This is a genomic window from Frankia sp. CeCAU1, assembly GCF_977971845.1.
This window is the reverse complement of the sequence record NZ_CDWWXA010000116.1, coordinates 5,912-15,558: the sequence shown is the minus strand read 5'-3', so window position 1 is coordinate 15,558 and position 9,647 is coordinate 5,912. Positions and strand designations below refer to the sequence as shown.

The following is a 9,647-nucleotide window of genomic DNA, read 5'->3' as shown; positions in this document are numbered from 1 at the left end:
CTCGGAGGAAGGTCCTTGGGCTCGCTGGCTTACCTTGATCCGAAAGGTGAGGGGGACAGCAGCATGCCAGGAGACGGCGGGCGTCGCGAAGGCGTCGAAGACGGGCCGCCGTCGAGCCCGCACGATATGGCGAAAGCTGGATTGCCTGAATTCCAATCTCCAGATGGTAGAAGTGCGGACCCGCCGGAAAGACGTCTGAAACCGGTGCCGTTCCCTGTCCTGGCCAGAACCGTGGGCTGGGATAACCTCCGGGGTGCGGACGATGCTCAGCGAGGGCATTCAAGGAGATGAATGGAACGCCTACGTCGTGCTCGATACGTACAGCAGGGACGTACCACGGGATCGCCTAAGGGGCGCGAGTCCTAAGGTGACGGAGTTCCCGTAGTAGTCGTGGGAGTAACGCCCTACCAGGGAGCCCGGGAGAGCCGGTGCACAGGGCGAAGGGGAACAGGTGGCCGGACATTACAAGGACGGGAGGTATGCGTAATGCAGAACGCCGAAACGGTCCTGGGTGTCCTCCGTGAACGTGGAAGGAGAGGACTGCCGCTGGACCGCGTGTATCGACAGCTGTTCAACCCGGCACTGTATCTGTATGCCTACGGGCGTTTGTACTCCAACAAGGGAGCGATGACGCCCGGGGTGACCGGGGAGACCGTGGACGGCATGTCACTGGCCACCATCGAACGCATCACCCATGCAATGCGCCGCGAGCGCTATCGATGGAAACCGGTGAAGAGGGTGCACATCCCGAAAAAGAACGGGAAGAAGCGTCCTCTTGGCCTGCCGACCTGGTCGGACAAGCTGGCCGCTGAGGTCGTGCGCCTGATTCTGGAGGCGTACTACGACGTCCAGTTCTCCGACCGCTCCCACGGTTTCCGGCCAGGCCGAGGCTGCCACACCGCGTTAGGTGAGGTGGTCGACGTCTGGAAGGGAACACACTGGTTCATCGAGGGAGACATCTCCCGCTGCTTCGAGCAACTCGACCACCAGGTCATGCTCGACACGTTGGGTGAAAGAATCCACGATAACCGGTTCCTCCGGCTCATCAAGGGCATGCTACAGGCGGGGTATCTGGAGGACTGGAAATGGGGAGCGACACTGTCCGGCGCCCCACAGGGCGGTCCGGCATCCCCGATCTTGTCAAACATTTACCTCGACCGGCTGGACAGTTTCGTCGTCACGCACCTGTTCCCGGACTACAACCGGGGCAGGCGCAGGGCCCCCAACCCTGCCTACCAGAAGATGGAGTACGCGATCGCCCGTGCCCGGCGACGTGGAGACCGGCAGGGGTTGAGCCGACTCCGGAAAGAACGTCGCCAGCTGCCGAGCCAGGATCCCAGAGATCCGGATTATCGGCGGCTTCGGTATGTGCGGTACGCGGACGATATTCTGCTCGGGTTCAGCGGTCCGAAAGCCGAAGCAGCCCAGATCACCGAAAGGATACGGCAGTTCCTGCATGATGACCTCAAGCTGGAACTGTCGAGGGAGAAGACGCTGATAATCCACGCCCAGACCGGGCGGGCACGGTTCCTCGGCTATGACATTGTGGCCCAACACTCCGACACGAAGATCGCCCGGGGTCGCCGGTCGGTCAATGGAGCCATCGGGCTACGTGTTCCCCCAGACGTGATCAGAAACAAGTGTGCCCAGTACTCCCGGCGCGGAAAACCCGCGCAACGGCCACAGATGCTCGACGACACCGACTACACCATCGTGTCGAAGTATCAGGCCGAGTACCGGGGCGTCGTCCAGTACTACCTGCTCGCCGGTGACGTATACCGGCTTCAGAAACTGCGCTGGACCATGGAAACCTCCATGCTCAAGACCCTGGCAGGCAAGCACAAGTCCACCGTCAACACGATGGCCCGCAAGTACAAGACCACCGTGAAGACAGACCACGGACCGCGCACCTGCTTTCAGGTCACCGTCCCACGCAGCGACGGCAGGAAACCGCTGGTCGCACGATTCGGCGGCATACCGCCACAACGACAGAAAACGGCAGCCATCGACGACCGGGCGCCCGTCCTGAACACCACCCGCGGCAACGAACTGATCCACCGGCTCCTCGCGGGTGCCTGCGAGATCTGCGGATCAACGGACAGGGTGGAAGTCCACCACGTCCGCCACCTCGCGGACCTCAACAGGCCAGGACGACGCGAAAAACCGGCATGGGTCCGCCTCATGGCCATGCGACAGAGAAAGACACTCGTCACCTGCCGCCCCTGCCACGAGGCCATCCACGCCGGCCGGCCAACCACGCACCCCACGGCATAACCACTGGAGAGCCCGTTGCGGTTAACGCCGCCCGGCGGGTTCGGCGGGGGGCCGACGGAAAAGGACCCAACCAGGGCACCTCGCCGGCGGCCTACCCGACTCGGCGGGCGGACCGGGGAAACCCACCGGGAGCAACCCCGGCAGGGCGCCCCGGTCCGACCCAACAACCTCGCCGAGGCCGTCCGCCAGAAGGTCGCCGCGCACAGCACCTGCCGGGCCAAGGCCGCACCACCGCCGACCGAGGGGCCCCGCGCCCAGACCACCCGACAACACTGGCACCAAGTCCACGACCTGCTCGACTCCGGCGTCGGCCTGCTCGACCGCGCCCGAAGGCTCAACCTCGCGCCCAACACCGTCAAACGCTACGCCCGCGTCCCCGAGCCCGAACGGCTGATCCACACCCCGGCGTTCCGACCGACCCTGGTCGACCCCTACCACGACTATCTCCGAGGCCGCCGCGCCGACGAGCCCGCCGTCCCGGTCCTACGCCTGTTCCGCGAGATCCGCGAGATCCGCGAGATCCGCGAGCAGGGCTACTCGGGCAGCCACAACCTGCTCGTCCGCTACATCAACCAGGGCCGGCTCGACGGCGACCAGCCGGTGATGTCCCCGCGCGCCCTGACCCGGGCTTCTGCTCACCAGGCCCGACGCACTCACCGACGCCCAACGCGACCGGCTCGGCGAGCTCACCGCCGCCTGCCCCGAGATGACCGCCCTCGCGAGCCTGGTCGACGACTTCGCCGCGCTGCTCGACCCCGCCGACGGCAACGACGACCTCCTCACCGCCTGGATCACCACGGCGCGGGCCGCGGACCTGCCCCACCTGCACGCCTACACCCGCAGCCTCGACCTCGACCGCAGGGCCGTCGACACGGCGCTCACCCTGCCCTACAGCAACGGCGGCACCGAAGGCGTCAACACCACGACCAAAAAGATCATACGGCAGATGCACGGCCGCGCCGGCTTCCTGCTCCTCCGCCACCGGATCCTGCTCAGCTAACGCTCAGTCACCACCGGATATGCGACAGAGCCGTTAAGTTGACAGGTGGTCTAGATCGCTTCGCTGATCACCATGAGTGCGGGAAAATGTCCTCGGGTGTCCCGGTCAGCCGATGGGTCTGCGATGCCGGTGAGCTCGCTTTGACAGGATGGCGATGGGGCCGAAGGAGAGGACCGGCACCGACGCCCAGGCTCCCGGGCGGTTCCAGGCGTCCCGTGCCCCACGGGATCCGCCCCGAGCTGATCGCCCTCGAACCGGGAGCCGATGTCAGCCATGGTGAGGCCGGCCAGCAGCGGCGGAACCCATAGCTGCTCCACGGTGAGGTGGTTGACGAGCGCGCGGACGTTCCAGTCCCGGCAGGGCGTGGGCGCATCCCACCCGCCGGGCGGCACCGCCCGCACCTGCGCGTCGAAGAGGTCCAGCGCCCGGACGAGCGCGTCGTGACGTTCCGCGACGGCCAGCATGGTCGCCATCGCGCCGCTCCCTCCGCACTGTGCGGACATTGCCGCAGGGGTACCCGGTCATGCCCGCGATCAGTCCGGCGCGGACGCCGGGTGTCGGGTACCGGGTACCGGGTACCGGGTACCGGGTACCGGGTACCGGGTACCACGGGATGCGCCCCTGGCGCGGACGCTCGTCACGATCGCAGGTCTCATTAGCGCCACATCGTGAGGCTGCAATCATCTCCCTTCATGAAAGGTCGCCCCCTGCCGTCGCATCCCGTCAACCGGGACGCCACACGCCCGATGCCGCTCGTTCAGCCCTGTCGCCGGCCGGACGACGCGTGAGGGAACTTCCCCTCCCGCCCGGCCCCATCGATGATCCGAACGCGCCGATCCGCCCTGCGAGGAGCGGACCGGCCTCGGGTACCGATCCCGCCGGGGCCGGTCCTGCCGGGGCCGGTCCTGCCGGGGCCGGTCCTGCCGGGGCCGGTACCAGCCCGGTCGACGTGCCGAGCATGCTGGTGGTCGCCGACAAGTTCCCCCCGGTGCTCGGCGGCATCCAGACGTTCGCCTGCCATCTCGCGGCCGGGCTTCCGGCTGACCGGCTGGTGGTCGTGGCGCCGGCAGCCCCCAGCGCCGCCGCCTTCGACCGGACGCTGCCCTTCCCGGTGATCCGCATGGACGAGAGGATCCTCACCTCCCCCGGATCCCGGCGCCTACTGCGATCGGTCGTGCGGTCCGAGCACTGCGAGGCGGCCTGGTTTCCCACCGCGGCGCCGCTCGGCCTGCTAGCCCCGACGCTGCGAACGGCCGGGATCTCCCGGGTGGTGTCGTCGAGCCACGGGCACGAGGTCGCCTGGTCCCGGTTGCCCGGCGGGTGGTCGCTCGTCCGAACGGTCGCCGCCCGGGCCGACGTCCTGACCTACCTGACGGCGTTCACCCGGCGCAGGCTGCTCGCCGTCGCCCCGCCGGGCACGACACTCGCGCGGCTGACCGGCGGGGTGGATACCGGACGGTTCCGGCCGCGGGTCGGGGGCGAGGAGATCCGCCGGCAACACGGCTGGTCGGACCGACCGGTCGTGATCTGCGTGGCCCGCCTGGTGGCGCGCAAGGGGCAGGACATGCTCATCCGAGGCTGGCCGGTGGTCCTGCGACGTCATCCCGCCGCACGGCTGCTGCTGGTCGGGCAGGGTCCTGCCGCGGACCGGTTGCGACGGCTCGCCACCCAGGTGGGCGTCGCCGACACGGTGCATTTCGCCGGCGCGGTCACGGAGCAGGATCTTCCGGCCTATCTCGACGCCGCCGACGTCTTCGCGATGCCGTCCCGCACCCGCCTGCTCGGCCTGGACCTCGAAGGTCTCGGACTGTCCGCCCTGGAAGCGGCGGCGAGCGGCCTGCCGGTCGTCACCGGTGCCCAGGGCGGGGCACCCGACGTCGTCCTGCCCGGTCGCACCGGCGTCGTCGTGGACGGCCGCGACCGGCACGCCGTGGCGACGGCCGTCGCCGACCTGCTCGACGACCCCGAGAGATCCGCCCGGATGGGCCTCGCCGGACGGGACTGGATGTGCCGGAACTGGAACTGGGGTGAGTTGAGCCGGCGGCTCGCCGGACTGCTCGCGGGCGGGCCAGATTCCGATTTTGAGGGTGTCGCGGGACACTCTTTCGGATCCTTGGCGGCGCATCGGGAGATCCCGGATGGCGTCGTCTCGAGCAACATCGGGCCCAGCGGCATGATTTCGGACGACATCGTTCCAGACCGGATCGATGTGAACCAAGGCGGTTGAATTCCATGGCGAGACGGCGGGTGGGATACATCCGGGCGAAGGGGGTTGCAGCCGTGGCCGCGCCGCTGCTGGCGGTGGTCTGGCTCGCGTGTTCGTGGACAACGGTCGAGAGCGGTGTCGACGCGTTGACGCGCGCCCACCCGTCCTGGCTGGTGGGTGCGGTCGCTGTCGCCCAGTTGACCTGGATCGCGGGAGCGGCCTGCCAGCAGGGCACGGTGGCCCGGCCCCTGCCAGTGGGTCCGCTGCTCGCGGTCCAGGTCGCCGGCAGCGTCGCCAACCACGTGCTGCCGGCGGGCTTCGGGGTCGGCGCGGTGAAGCTTCGTTTCCTGCATCGTGCGGGGCTGACCCTGCGGGAGGCGGTGACGGCGGTGGGCCTCGACACCGCCGCCGGTGTCACCACACACCTGGCCGTGCTGATCATGCTCCTGGCGGGGGGATTCCTGCCGGTGGACGTGGCACGCCTACCCCGCGGCGAGCCGGTGGCCATGGTGGTCCCGGCGGTGCTCGCCGGGCTCGCTCTGCTCGGCCTGCTCGGCTGGCTGATCACCCCGGTCCGCCGGGCGGCCCGCCGGGCATGGGCGGGCATCGTCGACCACCTACGGTCGATGAAGATCACCCTACAGTCGCCGAGCCGGGCGGCCCTGCTGTGGGGCGGCTCGGCCGCCATCCCGATGCTGCACGCCGCGACCCTGTGGGCGATCATGCGTGCGCTGCACCTTCCGCTCGGGGTCGGCGCGGTATTCGCGATCTACTTCGCGGCGAGCGCGGCCTCGGCCCTGGTGCCCTCGCCGGGCGGCTTCGGCTCGCTCGACGCGGCCCTGACAGCAGCGATCATGGCTGCCGGCCAGTCCGCCGCCATCGCGCTCGCGGCGGTCCTCGGCTACCGGATGATCACGGTATGGCTGCCGATGGCCCCGTCGGCCTGCGTCCTGGCCCTGCTGGTCCGCCGCGGCCACCTCTGACCCACGCCACTCACCCCCCGCACCTCTGACCCGCGCCACTCACCCCCGTCGGGGGATGGTCCCGCACCGCGTCAGGCCCACTCGTCCCATCCGGGTGGACCCGCGGTCACCGAACCCAATGGTGATTACTCTTCGAATCAATGGGAATGCACAACGTCAGGATGCACAACGTACAGCTAGTTCTCGTGCGTGCACCGTCATCTACCCATGCCATCCACCCGTCGGTCAGGGCCGCACCCGCGGTCCTCAGAGGGGGGAGACTTCATGAACTGGTCCCGTACATCACGTCGGTGCGCCTCGCGCGCCTTCGTCCTGACCGCCACGCTGGCAGCAGCCCTGGCCGCGCCGGGGCTGCTCAGCTCGGTGGCCGAGGCGGCAGCACCGACCGGCAGCCCGACGAGCAGATGCCCGTCGCTGCCCCAGATCGCCGGCCCATTGCAAAGCTGGGAGACGGTTACCGCCCTGCCGACTCCCCGTGTCCATCTCGCGGCCACCACGGGATGTGACGGACTGATCTATGCGATCGGCGGCCAGGCCGCCGAGACGGGCGCCGGCGGCGGCGCCCCGGGCTCGCCTACGGGGACGCCCACGGCAACGCCCGGCCCGACCGCGTCACCAACTACACCAACTTCACCAACCACCACACCCACTTCGCCAACCACCACCCCCACTTCGCCAACCGCACCCGCATCACCGACGCAGTCGCCGGCCCCCACCGGGACGCCCGGAAGTTCCGCGACGACGACATCGACGGTGGGTCCGGCGAGCCTGACCCGGAAGCCACTGGCCGGTCCGCTCGGCCCGTCAACCGATGACCCGACCACCAGCCCGACCACCGACCTGCCCACCGCGACGTTGACCGGATCACCCGGCGCGAGTCCGACCGGTTCACCGACCACACCCGGGACACCGACGGGCACCGGCGCACCCACGTCACCGCCGGGCGTCGCACCCCTGACGCCGGTGGGGACGGTCCAGGTCTACGACCCGCGGAAGAACGCCTGGACGGACGCGCCCGATCTGCCGACCGCGCGTACCCACCTCGCCGCCGCGACCGACCTCGATGGCCGGATCTACGCGATCGGCGGCCGGTCCGGCAGCTCGAACCAGCCCACGGACATCGTCGAGGTGTACACCCCGTCCAGCGGAAGCTGGTCGACGGGGAAGCCCCTGCCGAGCGCCATGGGTGACCCGAGCGCGGCCCGCGGCACCGACGGCAGGATCTACGTTCTCGACGCGAAGACCCTGGCGATCTACGACCCCGGCTCGGACAGCTGGTCGACGGCCGGGGCACCGCCATCCGGGAACAGGGCTCCGGTCCTGACGGCACTGCCGGACGGCCGGATCCTGGCCGCCGGCGGCATCGGGGCTGGCGGCGGCTCCGCAGCGCGGGCAGCCACCGACGTCTTCGCCTATACACCTGGTTCGAAAGCGGCCGAGAAGGGTTCGTGGGCCCAGATGTCCGACCTGCCGGACGGCGTCGCGGGTGCCGCCGGGGCGACCGGCCCCGACGGCCGGGTCTACATCATCGGCGGGCGGGACAGCGCCGGGAACGTCACCGGGGCGGTGCAGGCATACACCCCGAAGGACGACCGGTGGGCCGCCGGACCGACCAGCTCCCCCTCGACCCGGGCCGGGCATGCCGCGGCAACCGGTGGTGACGGCCGGGTGTACGTGCTGGGTGGAACGTCCAGCTCCGGCAAGACGCTGAACACCGTCGCCGCACTTAGCGAATAGCGAATAGCGAATAGCGAAACAAGTAACGAACAACGCCGCCAGTCGGGCGCCGGCCGCCCTGTCCCATGAGGCCGGCCCCGGCTGCTGGCCGCGTTTACTGAAGATAGGCGGCGGTGATCGCGGTGGCCAGCGCGCGCTGCCCCTGGCCGTTGGGGTGGAACGCGGCGGAGAACGGCGTTCCGAGGAGGTCGACGTCGGGAGGGCTTCCTGTACTGCTGCAGAACTCGTGCCCGGCGAAGGCGTTCTCGGTGTCCACGTAGGTCACGCCGGCCGCCCTCGCGGCGGCGCGGATCGTGTTGTCGAGGTCGTGGACGGTCTGGTTGAACCAGGCCGCGTCGGCCGGCTGGATGCGTACCCCCAACTTCCCGAGGACGCTGACCGGGCAGGGTGCGTCCAGAGTGTCGGGGAACAGCCGGGGATAGCCCAGGACGAGGATCCGTGCCCCGGGGGCGAGGCTGGGGGCCCGTCGGATAGCCCGGTAGGTCGCGGTGAGTTGTGACTGCAGGGTGTTCAGAGCGGCCCCGACGGCCGGTGCGGAGTGGTCCCGGCAGGACGGGAGAAGTGTGGTCACGTGCAGTGCCGCACAGTAGACCGCGATGTCGGCGAAACCGATGTCGTTGCCGCCGACGGTGAGGGTGACCAGTCCGACGGTGTCGGCCGACCCGTCCAGATACGTGTCCTGTGGTACGATGCCAGGCCCCTGCGACGTGGAGAAGTCCCGAGTGCGTGCGCCCGCGCAGGCCCCGAAGGTGAACAGTGGATCAGACGTCGCGGACGGCGGCGGGTCCTTGGTGGCCAGGGCGGCGTGGACGAGAGCCGGGTAGGCATCGGTCGAGCGTCGGCAGCCACCGAATGGCCGGTAGCTGCCCGGGAGGTAGTCGGCGACGGGGCCGGCTCCGTCCCCGGAGGAATACGAGTCACCCAGCGCGACGTAGCGCAGCACGGTCAGCCTGGTCCGCGAGGATCGTGAACGGCCGGACCGGTCGGTCGCGGTCAACTGGAACACGTAGTTGCCCGGAGCCGGGAGGGTCACCGTCGTGTCCGGCGCGTCACCGGCGAATCGGGCCGGGGCCGGTCCCGACAGCATCGTCCACGCTGTGGATGCCGCGGGCCCGGTGACCCTGCCGTGCAGGGCCACCGCGCTCAGCCCGACGACTGTGCGCGAGCGTCCCGCCTGCACGGTCACCATCGCCTGCCGTGAACGTGTCACCGTCGTCACAGAAGGTTGCGATGTCGCTGCCGCGACGTTCTGCCGGCTACGGGATACCTCCGCTGCGCCCGTGTCACGGCAACCCGCGACCACCACGGCAGCCATGGCCGCCACCAGACCCACCACGAGCATGCTCCACCGGCATCGCCCGAGATCGCTACCCGTCATACCGTCATGATGACAGGCCGTGGAGTGGAGTCCACGGATGTGGTGCACGTGGAGTAGCAGTCCTGCGAC

General features: G+C 69.4%; 6 protein-coding genes and 1 pseudogene. 5 read left to right on the top strand and 2 right to left on the bottom strand.

The window, feature by feature from the left end; all coding sequences use genetic code 11:
• Nucleotides 1-486 precede the first annotated feature (486 nt).
• On the top strand, nucleotides 487-2,274 hold the full coding sequence (locus AC08OO_RS17965; RefSeq protein ID WP_476610801.1) for a reverse transcriptase/maturase family protein: 1,788 nt from the start codon (nucleotides 487-489) through the stop codon (nucleotides 2,272-2,274).
• A 162-nt stretch (nucleotides 2,275-2,436) separates the two neighbouring features.
• Nucleotides 2,437-3,274 (top strand): annotated as a pseudogene (locus tag AC08OO_RS17960) (transposase); the annotation flags it as partial.
• 50 nt (nucleotides 3,275-3,324) lie between these two features.
• Here AC08OO_RS17960 and AC08OO_RS17955 read toward each other — a convergent pair.
• Complete coding sequence (locus AC08OO_RS17955) at nucleotides 3,325-3,747, bottom strand: maleylpyruvate isomerase N-terminal domain-containing protein (RefSeq protein WP_476610802.1); 423 nt, start codon at nucleotides 3,745-3,747, stop codon at nucleotides 3,325-3,327.
• A gap of 485 nt (nucleotides 3,748-4,232) precedes the next feature.
• Between AC08OO_RS17955 and AC08OO_RS17950 the strand changes: the two genes are divergently transcribed.
• The 3 genes from AC08OO_RS17950 (at nucleotide 4,233) to AC08OO_RS17940 (ending at nucleotide 8,200) form a co-directional block, all read left to right on the top strand.
• A complete protein-coding gene (locus tag AC08OO_RS17950) occupies nucleotides 4,233-5,501 on the top strand; it encodes a glycosyltransferase family 4 protein (protein WP_476610811.1) in 1,269 nt (422 codons plus the stop codon).
• A 5-nt stretch (nucleotides 5,502-5,506) separates the two neighbouring features.
• Nucleotides 5,507-6,463 carry a lysylphosphatidylglycerol synthase transmembrane domain-containing protein gene (locus AC08OO_RS17945; protein WP_476618800.1) on the top strand — a complete coding sequence of 319 codons (957 nt, stop codon included), beginning with the start codon at nucleotides 5,507-5,509 and terminating at the stop codon, nucleotides 6,461-6,463.
• A 264-nt stretch (nucleotides 6,464-6,727) separates the two neighbouring features.
• On the top strand, nucleotides 6,728-8,200 hold the full coding sequence (locus AC08OO_RS17940; protein WP_476610804.1) for a Kelch repeat-containing protein: 1,473 nt from the start codon (nucleotides 6,728-6,730) through the stop codon (nucleotides 8,198-8,200).
• A 94-nt stretch (nucleotides 8,201-8,294) separates the two neighbouring features.
• On the opposite strand, the gene AC08OO_RS17935 is transcribed toward AC08OO_RS17940, so the two are convergent.
• Nucleotides 8,295-9,410 carry an SGNH/GDSL hydrolase family protein gene (locus tag AC08OO_RS17935; protein WP_476610805.1) on the bottom strand — a complete coding sequence of 372 codons (1,116 nt, stop codon included), beginning with the start codon at nucleotides 9,408-9,410 and terminating at the stop codon, nucleotides 8,295-8,297.
• Between the last annotated feature and the right edge of the window lie 237 nt (nucleotides 9,411-9,647).

Excerpts from the sequence above, each read along its gene's own strand:
- AC08OO_RS17940 (WP_476610804.1), top strand. The coding sequence starts at position 6,728 with ATGAACTGGTCCCGTACATCACGTCGGTGCGCCTCGCGCGCCTTCGTC.
- AC08OO_RS17955 (WP_476610802.1), bottom strand. The coding sequence starts at position 3,747 with ATGGCGACCATGCTGGCCGTCGCGGAACGTCACGACGCGCTCGTCCGG.
- AC08OO_RS17945 (WP_476618800.1), top strand. The coding sequence starts at position 5,507 with ATGGCGAGACGGCGGGTGGGATACATCCGGGCGAAGGGGGTTGCAGCC.
- AC08OO_RS17965 (WP_476610801.1), top strand. The coding sequence starts at position 487 with ATGCAGAACGCCGAAACGGTCCTGGGTGTCCTCCGTGAACGTGGAAGG.
- AC08OO_RS17950 (WP_476610811.1), top strand. The coding sequence starts at position 4,233 with ATGCTGGTGGTCGCCGACAAGTTCCCCCCGGTGCTCGGCGGCATCCAG.